This window comes from Streptomonospora mangrovi, from assembly GCF_027604915.1.
Taxonomy (GTDB): Bacteria; Actinomycetota; Actinomycetes; order Streptosporangiales; family Streptosporangiaceae; genus Streptomonospora; species Streptomonospora mangrovi.
Window position 1 is genome coordinate 19,676 of the sequence record NZ_JAJAQC010000041.1, and the last position, 15,773, is coordinate 35,448.

The 15,773-nt window shown below is 77.2% G+C and carries 10 protein-coding genes; 3 read left to right on the forward strand and 7 right to left on the reverse strand.

What is annotated here, in order from left to right:
* Positions 1 to 63 precede the first annotated feature (63 nt).
* The 3 genes from LG943_RS20770 to LG943_RS20780 all read left to right on the forward strand — a co-directional run bounded on the left by LG943_RS20770 (position 64) and on the right by LG943_RS20780 (position 3,049).
* The gene (locus LG943_RS20770; RefSeq protein ID WP_270074002.1) at positions 64 to 804 is read left to right on the forward strand and encodes a (Fe-S)-binding protein; all 741 of its coding nucleotides are present in this window, start codon (positions 64 to 66) and stop codon (positions 802 to 804) included.
* 80 nt (positions 805 to 884) lie between these two features.
* Positions 885 to 2,369 carry a lactate utilization protein B gene (locus LG943_RS20775; RefSeq protein ID WP_270074040.1) on the forward strand — a complete coding sequence of 495 codons (1,485 nt, stop codon included), beginning with the start codon at positions 885 to 887 and terminating at the stop codon, positions 2,367 to 2,369.
* Positions 2,366 to 3,049, forward strand: coding sequence for a LutC/YkgG family protein (locus LG943_RS20780; RefSeq protein WP_270074003.1), 684 nt, complete (start codon positions 2,366 to 2,368; stop codon positions 3,047 to 3,049). The genes LG943_RS20775 and LG943_RS20780 overlap by 4 nt, the downstream gene beginning before the upstream one ends.
* Positions 3,050 to 3,194: 145 nt before the next feature.
* Here LG943_RS20780 and LG943_RS20785 read toward each other — a convergent pair whose 3' ends face one another.
* From LG943_RS20785 to LG943_RS20815, 7 genes are all read right to left on the reverse strand, one after another.
* Positions 3,195 to 6,977, reverse strand: a complete 3,783-nt coding sequence (locus tag LG943_RS20785) for a protein kinase domain-containing protein (protein ID WP_270074004.1) — start codon at positions 6,975 to 6,977, stop codon at positions 3,195 to 3,197.
* 49 nt (positions 6,978 to 7,026) lie between these two features.
* Positions 7,027 to 9,294: a DUF3488 and transglutaminase-like domain-containing protein gene (locus LG943_RS20790; RefSeq protein ID WP_270074005.1), complete on the reverse strand. Its 2,268-nt coding sequence runs from the start codon at positions 9,292 to 9,294 to the stop codon at positions 7,027 to 7,029.
* A gap of 313 nt (positions 9,295 to 9,607) precedes the next feature.
* Positions 9,608 to 10,735 (reverse strand): DUF58 domain-containing protein, encoded by a 1,128-nt coding sequence (locus tag LG943_RS20795; protein ID WP_270074006.1) that lies wholly within the window; start codon positions 10,733 to 10,735, stop codon positions 9,608 to 9,610.
* Positions 10,735 to 11,712 (reverse strand): AAA family ATPase, encoded by a 978-nt coding sequence (locus LG943_RS20800; protein WP_270074041.1) that lies wholly within the window; start codon positions 11,710 to 11,712, stop codon positions 10,735 to 10,737. Before LG943_RS20800 ends, LG943_RS20795 begins: the two co-directional genes overlap by 1 nt.
* 545 nt (positions 11,713 to 12,257) lie before the next feature.
* Positions 12,258 to 12,719: a PPOX class F420-dependent oxidoreductase gene (locus LG943_RS20805; RefSeq protein ID WP_270074007.1), complete on the reverse strand. Its 462-nt coding sequence runs from the start codon at positions 12,717 to 12,719 to the stop codon at positions 12,258 to 12,260.
* 137 nt (positions 12,720 to 12,856) lie between these two features.
* The gene (locus LG943_RS20810; RefSeq protein WP_270074008.1) at positions 12,857 to 13,300 is read right to left on the reverse strand and encodes a spore-associated protein; all 444 of its coding nucleotides are present in this window, start codon (positions 13,298 to 13,300) and stop codon (positions 12,857 to 12,859) included.
* 89 nt (positions 13,301 to 13,389) lie between these two features.
* Positions 13,390 to 15,684 carry a fibronectin type III domain-containing protein gene (locus LG943_RS20815; RefSeq protein WP_270074009.1) on the reverse strand — a complete coding sequence of 765 codons (2,295 nt, stop codon included), beginning with the start codon at positions 15,682 to 15,684 and terminating at the stop codon, positions 13,390 to 13,392.
* Between the last annotated feature and the right edge of the window lie 89 nt (positions 15,685 to 15,773).

A 15,773-nucleotide genomic window follows, 5' to 3' on the forward strand; every position in this document is an offset into this window, starting at 1 on the left:
CGAGGGGTCGGCGGCCCCGGGGCCGGGCCGGCCGGCGCCCCGGCGCCGGAAGTGAGGGAGCGCATGCGCATCGCGTTATTCATCACCTGTGTCAACGACACCCTCTACCCCCGCACGGGGCAGGCGGTCGTGCGGCTGCTGCGCCGCCTGGGCCACGAGGTGGTGTTCCCGGAGTCCCAGACCTGCTGCGGGCAGATGCACTACAACACCGGCTACCGGCGCGAGGCGCAGCGGCTGGCGGTGCGGTTCGTGGAGACGTTCGCCGACGCCGACGCCGTGCTCGCGCCCTCGGGCTCCTGCGCGGCGATGGTCCGCGACAACTACCCGCGCCTGGGCGAGCCCGGCAGCCGGCTGGACCGCGCCGTCGCCGAACTGGCGCCGCGCGTCTACGACCTGTCCGAACTGCTGGTGGACGTGCTGGGGGTGACCGACGTGGGCGCCTACTTCCCGCACACCGTCACCTACCACCCCACCTGCCACGGCCTGCGCCTGCTCAAGCTGGGCGACCGCCCCTACCGGCTGCTGCGCGAGGTGCGCGGCATCGACCTGCGGGAGCTGCCCGGCGCCGCCGAGTGCTGCGGTTTCGGCGGCACCTTCGCGGTGAAGAACCCCGACGTGTCGGCCGCGATGGGCTCGGACAAGGCCCGCAACGTCGCCGCCACCGGCGCCGAGGTGCTGTGCGCGGTGGACAACTCCTGCCTGATGCACATCGGCGGCACCCTGGAGCGCGGCCGAACCGGCGTGAAGGCCGTCCACCTCGCCGAGATCCTCGCCTCGACCGAACAGGAGCCGGCCCGCATATGAGCAGCGTCAGCCCCCGCAGCCCGCACAGCGCCGTCCCCGCCGAGGCGGTGCCCGCCCACCGCTCCGCGACGTTCGTGGGCATGCCGCCCTTCCCCGACGCCGCGCGCGCCGCCACCCGCGACTCCCAACTGCGGCACAACCTGCGCAAGGCCACCCACACCATCCGCGACAAGCGCGACACCGTGGTCTCCGAACTGGACGACTGGTCGGAGCTGCGCGCGGCGGGCAAGGCGATCAAGGACCGCACGCTGCGCCACCTTGACCACTACCTGGAGCGCCTGGAGGAGGCGGTGACCGCCGCCGGGGGCACCGTGCACTGGGCGGCCGACGCCGCCGAGGCCAACGCGATCGTCACCGGCCTGGTGCGCGCCACCGGCGAGCGCGACGTGGTCAAGGTGAAGTCCATGGCCACCCAGGAGATCGAGCTGAACGAGGCGCTGGCCGAGGCCGGGATCACCGCCTACGAGACCGACCTGGCCGAGCTGATCGTGCAGCTCAGCGAGGACCTGCCGTCCCACATCCTGGTGCCGGCGATCCACCGCAACCGCGCCGAGATCCGCGAGATCTTCCGCGACCGCATGGCGGCGTGGGGCGCGCCGGCGCCCGACGACCTCAGCGACGACCCGCGCGCCCTGGCCGAGGCCGCCCGCGTGCACCTGCGCGAGCGGTTCCTGCGGACCAGGGTGGCGGTCTCCGGCGCCAACTTCGCCGTCGCCGAGACCGGCACCCTGGTGGTGCTGGAGTCGGAGGGCAACGGCCGGATGTGCCTGACGCTGCCGCGCACGCTGATCTCGGTGGTGGGCATCGAGAAGATCGTGCCCACGTGGTCGGACCTGGAGGTGTTCCTCCAGCTCCTGCCGCGCTCCTCCACCGGCGAGCGGATGAACCCCTACACCTCCACCTGGACCGGGGTGACCCCGGGCGACGGTCCGCAGGAGTTCCACCTGGTGCTGCTGGACAACGGGCGCACCGACGTGCTGGCCGACACGGTGGGCCGCCAGGCCCTGCGCTGCATCCGCTGCTCGGCGTGCCTGAACATCTGCCCGGTCTACGAGCGCGCCGGCGGGCACGCCTACGGCTCGGTCTACCCCGGCCCCATCGGCGCCATCCTCACCCCGCAGCTGCGCGGGACGGCCTCGCCCGCCGACGCCGCGCTGCCCTACGCGTCGTCGCTGTGCGGCGCCTGCTACGAGGTGTGCCCGGTGGCCATCGACATCCCCGAGGTGCTGGTGCACCTGCGCGAGGAGGTCACCGCGCGGCCCGGCCACCTCGGCGAGAAGGCGGCCATGGGCGCGGCGGGCTGGGTGTTGGAGGGCGAGCGCCGGCTGGGCGCCGCCCAGCGCGCCGCCTCGGCCGCGCGGGGGCTGGTGCCGCGCCGCCTGCCGGGGCCGGGCGCGGCCTGGACCGACACCCGCGACATCCCCGAGATCCCCGAGGAGTCGTTCCGCTCCTGGTGGCGCCGCGAGGGGCGGCACGGGCGCGCGGAGACCGAGGGTCCGGCGCCGGGCCAACTGCGGGACGACCCCGCAGAGCGGGCCGGGCGCGGAGAGGACGGTGGGCGATGAGCACACCGCAGGAGCGCGGGGAGTTCGGGACGCAGGGGGCGCGGCCGGGCGGCGGCTCGCGCGAGCGCGTCCTGGCGCGGGTGCGCGCGGCGCTGGCCGACGTGCCCGCCCGCGAGGCGCCCGAGGACGTCGCGGTGCCGCGCGCCTACACGCCCGCCCACGGGCAGGGCGCGACCGTGGACCTGCTCGTGGACCGCCTGGTGGACTACCGGGCGCACGTGCACCGGGTGGCGCCGGAGGAGCTGGCCGAGCGGATCGGCCTGGCGCTGGCCCACCGGCGCGCCCACCGGGTGGCGGCGCCGGCCGACGCGCCCGAGGAGTGGTTCGCCCGAACCGCCACCACGGTCGTGCGCGACGGCGGCGGGTTGGACGTGGCGGAGCTGGACGGGATGGACGGCGTGGTGACCGGCTGCGCGGTGGCCGTCGCCGAGACCGGCACGATCGTCCTGGACGCGGGGGCGGCGCAGGGGCGCCGCGCCCTCACCCTGATCCCCGACTACCACCTGTGCGTGGTGCGGGCCGACCAGATCGTGGACGGGGTGCCGCAGGCGCTGCCGCGGCTGGACCCCGCGCGGCCGCTGACCTGGATCAGCGGGCCGTCCGCCACCAGCGACATCGAACTGAACCGCGTCGAGGGCGTGCACGGTCCGCGCACGCTGGAGGTCGTGATCGTGGAGTAGCGCGGGGGGGCGCCGGCGGTGCGGCGGCGGAGCAGCCGGTGGGCGGCGGCAGCCCGCCGGTCCCGGTCCGGCCCCTCGGCGGGGCCGCCGGACCCGACGGGCGCACCGACTGCCCGGCCCGCCGCCCACCCCCGCTCTGCCCTGCTCAGCCCTCCTCGGCGCGCTGGGTGCAGGTCTCCTCGGAGCGGCCGATCTCCTCCACGCTGACCACGGCCAGGACCACGAAGCAGTACTCCTGGCCGGCGTTGAGCCCGTTGACCGTGGCCGTGGTCTCGCCGGGGTCCACGTCGGCGAGGTTGACCGGCGTGGTGCCGATGGGGCCGCCGACGACGTGGTGGGAGGCGGTGCCGCCGGTGTTGTCGGTCCAGTTGAGGACGACGGTGGTGCCGCTGTCCTCCATGGCGACGTCGGTGGGCGCCAGCTCGGCGACGTCGCCCGCCGAGGGGGCGGGCGGGCCGCTCTCGCCGCCGGCGGGGGCGGACTGCCCGGCCTCGGGGAAGCCGCCGGCGGCCGGCTCGCCGTCGTCGCCCGAGCCCACGATGGCGACCACGCCGACCGCGACGGCGACGACGGTGACGGCCGCCGCGCCCATGGCGATGTAGAGCGGGCCGCGCGAGGAGTTCGACCGCTTCGAGGGCGGCGGGGGCAGGGGCGCGACGGGCGGGTGCGGGGGCGCGTAGGCGCCGGAGTCCGGGCCGGGGCCGCCGCCGCTGGGACCGAAGGCGGGGTGGGGGCCGCTGCCGCCGCCGGCCGGCGAGGGGCCGGCGTAGGGGCCGGTGTCGACGCCGGCGCCGGCGTAGGGGCCGCCGGGCCGGCCCTGCGGCCCGGTCCAGGCGTCGTCGGGGCGCTGCTCCCCCATCGGCCACTGCGGACCGGTTCCCCCGGTGGAGGCGGGCGCGGCGGGGGTCTCCCCCAGGCGCGGAGCGGGCGGCGCATAGGCGGCGTGCCCAGCGGAGGCGGCGGGCCACATGGCGGGCTCCTCGGCGCCGTGGCCGGCGCCGGGCTCGTCGGCCTCCGCGTCGGCACGGTCCGCACCGGGCCGGGGCTGGTCGGCGGGCAGCACGTAGCCACCGGAGGCGGCGGCCGAGGTCTCCTCGGCGTCGCCGTAACCCGGCTCCTGCTCCCGGACGGGCATCGCGCCGCCGACGCCGGAGCCGTCGTCCTCGGACGCTGCCGACCACATCATCGTCTCGTCGCCGGCACCGGTTCCGGTCCCGGTAGCGGGGTTTCGGTCAGCGAAGGACTCCGCCTCCGCAACCGGTTCGGGCTCGGCTACGGGAGGCGCGTATCCGCCGGAGGCGGCCGCCCATGCGGGCTCACCCTCGGCGCCGCCGGACGTCGGATCGGCCTGCGCACCGTCGACCGGCGAGCCCTCGTCCTCCGGCACAGGCGGCCACATCGTCGTCTGCTCGTCGGACACCTCGGCAGCAGGAGGCTCATAACCCCCCGACTCCCTCTGCCAATCCGACTCGTCAGCCGGACCGACACCACTCACGGCGCCAACGGCATGCCCACCATCATCGCCAACCAGCGGTTCGTCCTGCTCCGAAACAGGCGACCACATCGTGGTCTTCTCATCAGGCACCTCGGCAGCAGGCGACGCATAGCCGCCCGACGCCGCCTGCCAACCCGACTCGTCAGCCGGACCGACACCACTCACGGCGCCAACGGCATGCCCACCATCATCGCCAACCAGCGGTTCGTCCTGCTCGGGAACAGGCGGCCACACCGCCGTCTGCTCGTCAGGCACCTCGGCAGCAGGCGACGCATAGCCGCCCGACGCCGCCTGCCAATCCGGCTCACCGGCCGGACCGACCGGCGACTCCTCCGCCGCGGGGACAGGCGGCCACATCATCGTTTCCTCGTCGGAACCCGCTCCGGTCCCGGCAGCGAGGTTTCGGGCATCGACCGGCTCCGGATCCGCGACCGGCTCCGGGTCGGCTGCGGGAGACGCATAACCGCCAGACGCAGCCGCCCACGCGGCCTCGCCCTCGACACCGCCGGACGTCGGATCGGCCTGCGCACCGTGAACCGGCGACTCGCCGTCATCCGGAACGGGCGGCCACATCGCCGTCGTCTCGTCGGCATCCTCGACGGCAGGCGGCCCATAGCCGCCCGACGCCGCCTGCCAACCCGGCTCACCGGCCGGACCGACACCGCTCACGGCACCAGCAGCAGGCCCGCCGTCCTCGCCAACCGGCGAGGCGTCGCCGCCGGACGCGGCCGCCCACGTCTCTTCCGCCTCCGCGACGCCTTCGCCCTCACCGACCGGCGGCTCGCCGCCCTCCGGAGCGGGCGGCGCCGTCATCGTCTCTTCGTCGGACTCCGCCACCGGTTCCGGCCCGGCCACGGGTGACTCGGGACCGCCGGAGGCAGCGGCCCAGACGGCCTCCTCCTCGGCGCCGCCGATCGCCTGACCGGCCTCCTCACCGCCGAGGGGCGGCGCGTAGCCGCCCGAAGCGGACTGCCAACCCGGCTCATCCGCCGGATCCGCGCCTTCATCGGCGGTGGCTGCGTCTCCGTCGTATCCCTCCGGGGCGGCCGCCCACGTCACCTCCGCATCGGCGGCGGACGCGCCCGCACCGGTTTCGGTCCCGGCTGGCTGGTTTCGGACGCCGTCGGCCTCGGGGCCATCGGACGCGGCCGCCCAGGCGGCCGCGTCTCCGCTCACCGGCTCGGCCGCCTGCGTCTCCTGCACGGCCCACGCCGACTGCCACGACGTCGCCTCCGCCACCAGGTCGTCACCGGGCAGCGCTCCGCCCGCCGGGACGGCGTCGGCCCCGGGCGCGGGCGGCCACTCCTCCGCCGGCGCCTCGGCCGCCTGGCCCTGCACGGTCTCCTCCGCCGAGGGCGCGAAGCCGCCGGAAGCGGCCGGTTCCTCGTCCGCCGCCGCCGGGACCTCCGGCGCGAGCGGTGCGGATGCCTCGGGTGCCTCCGGCGCGGTGGGTGCGGGCGCCGCAACCGCCTCCGATGCCGCCGGGACCTCCGGCGCGCCCCCCTGTGCGGCGCCCGCCGCTCCCGCTCCGGCTGCCACTGCCGCCCCGGCGGCGCCCGCCGTCGTCACGTCCGGCTCCTCGGGCCGCTCCTCCGGCCGCTGCCGCGCGGGCGCCGGCGCGGTGACGCGGATCTCCAGGCGCAGCGCGGCGCGGAACTCGGCCGCCGAGGCGAACCGGTCCGCCGGGTCCTTGGCCAACGCCCGCTCGAACACCGGCCGCAGCAGGTGCGGCAGGTCGGGGCGCGGCAGCTCGGGCGGGGGGTCGGCCAGCGCGCGGTCGCGGTAGGCGAACGGGTCGATCGGCGCGCCCGCGCCCTCGGCGAACGGCGGGTACTCCGCCAGCAGCGTCCACAGCGTGGAGGCCAGCCGGTAGACGTCGGAGGCCGGACCCACCGGCTCCCCGCGCAGGACCTCCGGCGGCGCGTGCACGATCGCGTCGGGGTCGAGCCCCGGCACGGCCGGCGGGGCGTCCATCGGCAGCACCTCGCCCGCGTCGGTGAGCGCGGCGGCGTCGCCGAACTTCAGCACGTTGGACGGTTCCACACCGTGGTAGAGCAGCCCCGTGGCGTGCACGGCCTCCAGGGCGGTGGCGACGGCGCTGCCCACGCGCACCACCTCCTCCACCGGCAGCGGGTGGCGGCGGCGCAGGTTGGTGGCGTAGTCGCCGTCGGTGCTGTACTCCATGGCCACGAAGATCCGGCCCGAGGACGTGCGGCCCCGCCCCAGCACCCGCACGACGCCGGGCAGGCGGGCCAGGGCGCGCAGCCGCTCGATCTCGGCGGCGCCGGACTCGTCGCGCATCACCTTCAGCGCGGCCGGCTCGCGGGTGCCGTCGCGCAGCGCGCGGTACAGGGTCGAGGCCGCGCCGCGATGCAGCACCTCCAGGGAGTGGAACCCGGGGGCCAGTCTGCTTTCGTGCTCCGCGCCGCTCATCGGCGTCCTCTCGTCGGTGGGTGGGCTGCGGCGGGCCGCGTGCGCGCGTTCACGGCGTCCGCCAGAACAGGGGGCGGGGGTCGAACCACCAGGTGAGCCGCTTGCGGCGGTCCCGGCCGGCGCGCAGCAGCCGCAGGCAGCGGCGGACGCCGTCGGCCACGCGCGCCGCCGCCGCGGCGTCCACGGCGGGCCCCTCGGCGAACCCGACGCCGTTGACCGCGTGGCCGAGCCGGTCGAGGTCGGCCTGGGCGCCCGCGCGGGCGCTCTCGGGCAGCAGGTCGCGGGCGGCGGCGAGGGTGTCGCCGACCGTGCTGCCGGGCGGCAGGTCGGCGCCGCTCTGCCGCAGGCCGTCGCGCAGTTCGCGCCAGGCTCCGAGCACGCGCCGCTCGGGGGTGCCCGCGCGCAGCCGGCGGGCGCCGCGCGCCAGGCGCGCCGCCGGGACGGCGAGCAGCAGGGCGAGCAGGCCGCCGCCGCTCCACAGCAGGGCCGCCCAGGGGCCGCTGCCGCCGCGCTCGCGCGGGGGCGCCGACACGTCGTGGGTGTCGGAGTCGGGGTCGTCCCGGCTGTCCTCCTCGGCGTCCTGGGGTTCGGGCGCGCTCTGCGGCGCGGTGCCGGCGTCCTCGCCGTCCTCGCCGCCGGGGGTGACCGAGAACGGCACCCAGCCCACGCCCTCGAAGTAGACCTCGCCCCAGGCAACGGCGTCGCCGGTCTGGACGGAGTAGCGGCCCTCGCCCTCGTCGGTGCCGGGACCGAACCCGACCGCGACCCGGCTGGGCAGGCCCGCCGCGCGCGCCAGCATGGCGAACGCGCTGGCGAACTGCTCGGACGTGCCGCCGCCGCCCTTCTCGCCGGGCGGGGCGAGGATCGCGGCGACGTTGGCGTAGCCGTGGCCGCCGGGGGTCTCCGGGTCGAAGGAGTGGGATTCGCGCAGGTACTCGGCGATGGCGGTGGCGCGCTGGTAGGGCGCCCCTTCGGCGGCGACGGCGGCCACGATCTGGTTGAGGACGGGCGGCGCGCCCTCGGGCAGGTCGCGGTAGCGGTCGAAGACCTCCTCGGCGGGGGTGGCGGCGCCGGCCAGTTCGCCGGCCCGCCAGTCGGGCACCTGACCGGTGACCCGGTACTCGGCGCCCGCCAGGTCGCCCTCGCGGCGCACCACCGTGCCGGTCACGGGGTCGTAGCCCAGGCCGGACAGCTCCACCCGCTGCGGGGCGCCCACTACGGGCGCCCAGTTGCCGGGCAGGTCGTCGCCGACGGCGATGCGGGCGGTGGTCTCGGCGGCGTGGGGCGGGGGCGGCACCGGCGCGGGCAGGGTCTGCCCGGCGGCGCGGTAGCCGCCCTCGGGCAGCCAGGTGGTGCCGGTGAACTCGCCGAGCACGACCCAGCGCAGGTCCACGGGCTCCTCGGCGGTGACGGTCAGCAGCGACTCGTCGGGGTCGGCGGCCCACCCCGACAGGTAGCTGAGGGGGTTGAGCGCGGCCTGGGGCGCCATCGGCGGGGTGAGGGCGGTGCGCGGGTCGCCGGGCTCGGCGTCCCAGCCGGCGAGCAGGGCGGGGCCGCCGAAGACGGTGAGCGCGGCCACGACGACGGTGATCACGGCGGTGGTGGCGGCCCGGCGCAGGCCCGATGCTCGGGCGCGGGCGTCGGCGGCCTCCACCTCGACGGTCAGCGCGGCGTCGTCGGCGCCGCCGGTTCCGGGGGCGGGCTGGGGCACCGCCATCAGGGCGGCGGCGGCCACGGCGAGCATGCCGATGGCGGGGAACCCGGGCGGGGCGGCGGGCCCGTTGAGCACCACCGCGCCCACGAGCAGCAGCAGGCCCGGCAGCAGGGCCAGGGAGGGCCGGCGGGCGCGCCAGGCCAGGGCCGCGGCCGTGCCGGCGAGCCAGGTGGCCAGCAGCGGGAGGGTCAGGGTGTCCACGCTCAGCGGCGTGGGCGCGGTGCTGGTGAGGATGCGCGCGCCCGAGTGCAGCAGCGCCTCCCCGGCTCCGCCGAGGACGCCGGTGCCCTCGCCGGGCAGCCACGCCGCCGCCGCGAGCACGGCGGCCAGGGGCAGCGGCAGGCCGGCCAGGACGGTGCGGAACGCGGTGGTGCGGCGCCGCAGCAGCAGCGCGACCGCGACGGAGGCCACGGCGCAGGCGGGCAGGACGGCGTAGAGGACACCGGGCTGGGCGTAGCCGGGGGCCAGGGCCACTCCCCCGGCGGCGGTGGCCAGGACGAGCCCGGCGGCGGCGACCAGGGCGCGCGGCCGGGGTCCGGGGCGGCGCGCGGGCCGGCCGGGCGGCGCGGGCGCGCCGGCGCTGGGGGCGGTGGTCGCGGTCATGCCGCCTCCTTCCTGCGGTCGGCGCCGGGCTGTGCGCGGTCTGCGGTCGGGCTCCTGTGGGGGTGCGGGGCGGTGTGGTCCGGGGCGGCGCCCGGCCGGGCCGGACGCCACGGGTGCGGGCGGTGGTGCGGCGGGGCGCCCGGTGGAGCACCCCCTAGGACGGCTTTCGGGCGCGCCGTGGTTCCCCTCGGCGACGCGCCGGAACCGGCCGGGCGGCCCGGGGCGGCCGCGCGGGCCGCTTTCCCGCCGGCCACCGGTGCGCCGGCGAGCGCCGCCCTGCGGCGGCGGGCCGTCCCGGCGGAGGGCGGCGGGGTCACCGCGACCATGGCGCCTCGTTCCAGCGGTCGGCGAATCCCGCCGCGTCGCCGGCGGCGAGCAGGGTGATGCCCGCGGGCGCGGCCGGGCGCTCCTCGGCGCCGACCAGGACCGCCAGCAGGCCGGCGTAGCGGTCGCGCACCTGGGCGAACAGCCGCAGGTCGGCGTCGGTGAGCGCGCCACTGACCAGCACGGCGGTGTCCCCGGCGGGCCGGGCGCGGGCCAGGCGCAGGGCGCTGGCCAGGTCGGCCTCGGGGGTGGGCCGCGCCTCGGCCAGCAGGTCCAGCAGGGTGGGCAGCCCGCCCGTGCTCTCCCGGCCCCGGCCGCTGACCAGCCGCAACTCGCAGTGCAGCGAGGCGCGCACGCCGGTGGCCAGGATGGAGGCGGCTGCGCCGGCCACCTCGTCCAGGCGGGTGTCGCCGCCGGGGGTGGGCCGGTCGTCCAGCAGCACGCACACCCGCGTCTGGGAGGTGTCGATGTACTCGCGCACCACGAGCTTGTCCAGCCGCGCCGAACTGCGCCAGTGCACGTGCCGCAGGTCGTCGCCGGGCACGTAGTCGCGCAGCGTGTGGAAGGTCAGGGTGCCGGCGCGGGCGTTGTCCACGACCCCGTCGGGGTCGGCCACCCGGCCCACGGGGATGGCGCGCAGGTGCTCCCAGCGGGGGTGCACCCAGACGCGGTCGGTCGGACCGAAACCCCGCCGCAGCTCGGCCAGGCCCAGCGGGTCGGAGCGCCCCGCGCGCAGCGGACCGAGTTCGATCACCCCGCGCCGCGAGGCGGCCACCCGGTAGCCTGCCTCGCCGGTGGCGCGGGCGCCCAGCGGCGGCAGCGGCACGTGGCGCTCGCCGTCGGCGCCGGCCACGCGCTCGCTGACCTGGAGGGCGCGCCGCCCGGTGTTGCGGGCGCGCACGCGCACCCGCACGGTGGAGCCGGGCGTGGTGCGCACGGCCGGGAGGGTGCGCTCGGCGACCACCTCGGCGGGGCGGCCCACCACGGCGACGGCGGCGGCGACCGCCAGCAGGGCGACGGCGCCCAGCACCGCCACCTCCTTGTACTGCGACACCACCCCCGCCGTGAGCAGCAGCGCGCCGGCGGCGGCGACCAGCCATCCCCGTGTCGTCGGCATCAGCGGCCCGCCGCCGCCCCCGTGTACCCCGGCTGGGGCGCGGGGACCTCCTCCAGGATCTCGGTCAGCACGGCCGCGCCGGTGCGCCCGCCCACCGCCGCCTCGGGCGCGAGCACCAGCCGGTGCGCCCACACCGGCGGCGCCAGCCGCTTGACGTCCTCGGGGCTGACGTAGGGCCGCCCGGAGGTGAGGGCCAGCATCCGCATCACCTGGGCCATGGCCACCGTGGAGCGGGTGGACAGGCCCACGCTGAGGGCGGGGTGGTTGCGGGTGGCGTGCGCGATCCGCAGCACGTACTCGTAGACGGAGTCGTGGACGTGGACCCGGCGCGCGGCCTCGGCCATGCGGTCCATCTGCTCGGCGCCCGTGCGCGGGGTGAGGTCCTCGGGCGAGGTGAGGCGGTCGCCGCGGATGATGGCGAGTTCGGCGGCGTGGTCGGCATAGCCCAGGGAGAGGCGCACCAGGAACCGGTCCAACTGCGCCTCGGGCAGCCGGTAGGTGCCGTCCATCTCGACGGGGTTCTGCGTGGCCACCACCAGGAACGGCGAGGGCACCATGTAGCGGGAGCCGTCGACGGTGACCATGCCCTCCTCCATGACCTCCAGCAGGGCGGACTGGGTCTTGGGCGAGGCGCGGTTGATCTCGTCGGCGACGACGACGTTGGCGAAGACGGGCCCGGGGTGGAACTCGAACTCGCGGGTGCCCTGGTTGAACACCGTGACCCCGGTGACGTCGGAGGGCAGCAGGTCGGGGGTGAACTGCACGCGGCGCCAGTGCCCGTTGACGCAGGCGGCGATGGCGCGGGCCAGGGTGGTCTTGCCGGTGCCGGGGACGTCCTCCAGCAGGATGTGGCCGCGGGCCAGCATCGCCACCAGCGCCAGGCGCACGACCTCGGCCTTGCCGAAGAGGGCTGATTCGATGGAGGCGGCGATCCCGTCGAACTCGTCCGCGAACAGTGCCGCCTCGTCCGCTGTCACCGCGCCGGAGGCGCCGTGGGGAGCGCCGGCCGGACCGGGAGGTACATGGGTGCTCACTGGGAATCTTTCCGCATGAGTTGATCAAGAAGGGACAGCGCAGCCATTGTGCCGCAAAGTTCCCGAAGTCGGCGTCGGTACCCTGCGGATTCTTCCGGTTCGACCAAATAGTCGCTTTCGGGCCGCCGATCGGGTGACGACGCGGCCACCGGAAGCGGTCTTCGGGCCGTGGCGCGGACGCCGTGGAGACGGCGCGGCCGTGGGGGCGGGCCGCCGGGGACGGGCGTGCGGCCGGCTGCGCGGACCGGGCGGAGGGAGCCGGGGGCGGGGGCGTCTTCCGCGGCCGGGTGGGGCGGGGCCGGAACGGGCGCCGGATCGGCGCGCGCCCGCGCCGGCGGGATGCGCTCGGCGCGGGTGCCGGGCGGGGCTGTTCCGGTGGCCCCGCCCGGCGCGTGCGGGGTGCGGGTCGCGGGTTCGGGTCGCGGGTCCTGGGTGCGGACTCGGGTGCGGTGCGGGTGCGGGCCGCCGCGGCGGGCGGGGCGGGGGTCTCAGGCCAGCCGGGCGGGGAACCCGCCGGTGGCGACCGGCCCCCAGCGCTCCGGCGTCAGGCGCAGCAGGGCCTTGCCCTGGCGGCGCATGGCGGCGCGGTACTCCTCCCAGTCGGGGTGCTCACCGGAGATGTTGCGGAAGTACTCCACCAGCGGCTCCACGGCGTCCTCGCCCTCGATGACCTCGGCCGCGCCGTCCACCTGCACCCAGGGGCCGTTGAAGTCGTCGGAGAGCACGACCACGCTCACGCGGGGGTCGCGGGCGGCGTTGCGGGCCTTGGCGCGCTCAGGGTAGGTGGAGACCACGATGCGGCCGGAGTCGTCGACACCGCAGGTCACCGGCGACATCTGGGGCTCACCGCCGGCGCGCCGGGTGAGCAGGACGGCGCGGTGGCGCGGCCGGACGAACTCCAGCAGCTCCTCGCGCGACACCTTCGTGTTGGTGGCGATGGACGGGCTCATCTGCGGTCTCCCCCTGTGCTGACTGCGGACTGCCGCGGCGCCGCCCGCACGCGGCGCGGGCGGGGGCGCCACGCACGGCACCCTATACCGGTGCCCGGCGGCGGCCGCGCAGCCCGCGCGGCCGCCGGCGGGCGGGCTCAGGCGCCGCAGTTCTCGCCGACGACGGTGACCGAGCGGTCGCCCACGGCGCCGGTGAAGTCGACGCAGATGCCCTTGGCCTCGACGTAGACCGGACCGGCGTAGGAGGAGAAGGTGCCGGAGTCCCACTGCCCCGCGCCCTCCTGGGTGCGGCGCAGCCCGACGTCCATGTAGGTGGACCCCGAGACCGCGCCCATGGTGACGGCGCAGTTGTAGCCGGTGTTGTTGTCGTAGTACAGGTACACGGTGCCCCCGCCGCCGGGCACGGCGGCCTGGTTGACCGGCTGGGTGTAGGTGCTGCCCGCGCGGCCGTCGCGGCACACCTGCGCGGGGTCGGCGCCCTGGGCCACCGTCGCCGACGTCATGAGCAGCGAGGCGGTGATGGCCGCCACGGTGCCCGTCGCGGTGATCCAGGTCCGGGTGCGGTGCTTCCTGGGCGACACCGTCGCTCCCTTCTGCTGTCCTCGGGCCGCCCGCGTGGGGCGGCCGGCGTCCGTGGGTCGTGCGGGTCAGGTCAGGCGGGTCGTGCCGGTCAGTTGAACTCGCGCACGCAGCTCGCCTGGCTGGTGGTGCCGCTCTCGGCCGCCGTGCCGTCGGCGCCCAGCGCCGTCACCGTGAACGAGTAGCAGCGCCCGGCGCCGCGCGGCTGGTAGGTGTGGGAGGTCCCGGTGGCGGTGGCCTCCTGGAGGGCGGCGGCGCCGTCGCCGCCCGGGACGACGCGGTACTCCGCCGCGCCCTCGACCGCGTCCCAGGACACGGTCACCGTGTCGCCCGACGCCTGCCAGCTCACGCTCGCGGGAGCGCCCAACTGCTGCTGGGGCATGGTGATCTCCTGGCTGGAGGCGGGCTCCCCGCTGACACCGCCCTCGGCGCGCGCCACCACGGTGAAGGTGTAGGACCCGCCGGGCTCCAGCCCGGTGATCTCGGCGGAGGCGCTGTTGGTGGTGCGCGGCGCGGGCACCGCCGAGCCCGAACCCGACGACGCCGTCACCTGGTAGTCGGCGGCGCCCTCCACGGCGTCCCACGACACGGTCGCGGTGTCGCTGCCGGTGGCCTCGGCCGTGACGTTGGCCGGTGCGCCCGGCGCCTCGGGGCCGGGGGTGACCTCCTGGGTCTGGGCGGCCGGGCCGGTGCCGTACCGGTTGACCGCGCGAACCCGGAAGCGGTAGGCGGTGCCGTTGGTCAGCTCGGTGATCTCGGCGCTCAGCTCCGATCCGCCGACCGTGCGGCTGCCGCCCTCCCAGGTGATCTCGTAGGACTCCACGGGGGCGTCCGGGGAGTACGCCTCGGGCCAGGACAGGGTCACGCTGCCGTCGCCGGCGGTGGCCGAGACGGGCGTGGGCGCGCCGGGGGCGTCGGTGCTCTCGGGTTCGTCGGTCTCGTCGCCGCCGCGACCGCCGCCGCCGTCGCCCTCGTCCTCGTCGTCGTCGCCGGCCGGCGGGTTCGTGGGCGTCTCGGACTCCTGCCCGGTGCCGGGTCGGGGCGTGGGCGCCTCGCCGCCGCCGGGCTGCTCGGTGCTGGGCACCCCGCCGGGCTGGGGCGGCGCCTGGGTGGCGGGCAGGCCGCCGGGGGGCTGGGTCTGCGGCGGCGCGCTGGGCTCGGGGGTGCCCGAGGCGGGCGCGCCCCCGCCCCTGCCCTCGCCGTCGCCGGGCGGGGGGTCGGTCTTGTCGACCAGGTTGGCCTGGCCGGAGGGGTCGACCACCGCGGCCACACCGGTGTCGGGCGAGTTGATGAACAGGTGGCCCTCGCGGGCCTCCAGCTCGATCGGGCCCTTGGCACCGGGCAGGCTGATGGGGTTCAGCTCGGTGCCGTCGGCCTGGAAGACGCGCACCCGGCCGTCGTCGGCGAAGGGGACGTAGACGCGGCCCTCGTAGGCCACGGCCGTGCCCGCGCCGTCGGGGTCGATCGCGAAGGAGGCGACCTCGGCGGAGCCGGCGGGGTCGGACACGGTGACCACCCGCCCCTTGCCGGGGACGGTGACGGCGGCGAGGTCGCCGCGGGTGCGCGGCGGCATGTCGGCGTCCTTGAGCTTGACCGGGGCGTCGAGGACGCGCGCGTCGCCGGCGCCGTCCACGGCCACGATGCGGTCGCCGCCGCGGTCCACCGCCAGGGCGCCCTCGTCCAGGACGGTCAGGCCCAGGTCGGCGCCGGGGTCGGACACCGAGACGGTCCGGGCGATGGCGGCGTCCTTGCCCTCCACGCGCACGCCCACGGCGGTGCCCTGGGTGGGCACGCCCAGCCACAGGGTGTCGGAGTTGTCGAACGCGCCGCCGACCAGGGGCCCGGGGATCTCCAGGGAGGCGCCGGTGGGCTGGAGGGTGGCGGGGTCCACGGCCTTGATCTCGCCGCCGAGCCGGTCGATGACCACGGCGGTGTGCTTGCCCAGCACCACGCCGAAGTCGCCGCTGCGGCCCAGGTCCAGGGCTCCGGAGAAACCCATCTCGCGCAGGTCCACCGAGGTGACCTTGCCGGTGGCGGGGTCGTGCAGCAGGAGGTACTCGTCGTTCTGGGTGACCTCGACGGCGCCGCCCTTGGAGTCGGGCAGGGAGGTCACCAGGTCGACCTCGGCGTTGTTGCCGTTGACGCGGGCGAGTTCGCCGGCCGGGCTGTTCCACAGCCACGCGGCGCCGTCGGACATCTCGTCGGCGCGGCCCATGGCGCCCAGGCCGAACGCGGTGCTGATGAGGGCGGTGGCCAGCACGACGATGGTCAGGCCGGCGGCGCCCGAGCGGGTGCGCCGGCCCAGCGCGGCCAGGCGGCCGCGCAGGTCGGTGCGCCCCGGGGGCGGAGGGGGTGTCGCGGCGGGACCGGTCGGCTGGTCCACCATTCCAGTCTCACTTTCGCGTTCGCGAGCGGCGGGGAGGGGCCGCGTCCGCCGGGCGTCGAAGGGTGCTCGCCGGGGCGCAGGGGTGGGCA

Excerpts from the sequence above, each read along its gene's own strand:
- LG943_RS20770 (WP_270074002.1), top strand. The coding sequence starts at position 64 with ATGCGCATCGCGTTATTCATCACCTGTGTCAACGACACCCTCTACCCC.
- LG943_RS20775 (WP_270074040.1), top strand. The coding sequence starts at position 885 with ATGCCGCCCTTCCCCGACGCCGCGCGCGCCGCCACCCGCGACTCCCAA.
- LG943_RS20780 (WP_270074003.1), top strand. The coding sequence starts at position 2,366 with ATGAGCACACCGCAGGAGCGCGGGGAGTTCGGGACGCAGGGGGCGCGG.
- LG943_RS20785 (WP_270074004.1), bottom strand. The coding sequence starts at position 6,977 with ATGAGCGGCGCGGAGCACGAAAGCAGACTGGCCCCCGGGTTCCACTCC.
- LG943_RS20790 (WP_270074005.1), bottom strand. The coding sequence starts at position 9,294 with ATGACCGCGACCACCGCCCCCAGCGCCGGCGCGCCCGCGCCGCCCGGC.
- LG943_RS20795 (WP_270074006.1), bottom strand. The coding sequence starts at position 10,735 with ATGCCGACGACACGGGGATGGCTGGTCGCCGCCGCCGGCGCGCTGCTG.
- LG943_RS20805 (WP_270074007.1), bottom strand. The coding sequence starts at position 12,719 with ATGAGCCCGTCCATCGCCACCAACACGAAGGTGTCGCGCGAGGAGCTG.
- LG943_RS20815 (WP_270074009.1), bottom strand. The coding sequence starts at position 15,684 with ATGGTGGACCAGCCGACCGGTCCCGCCGCGACACCCCCTCCGCCCCCG.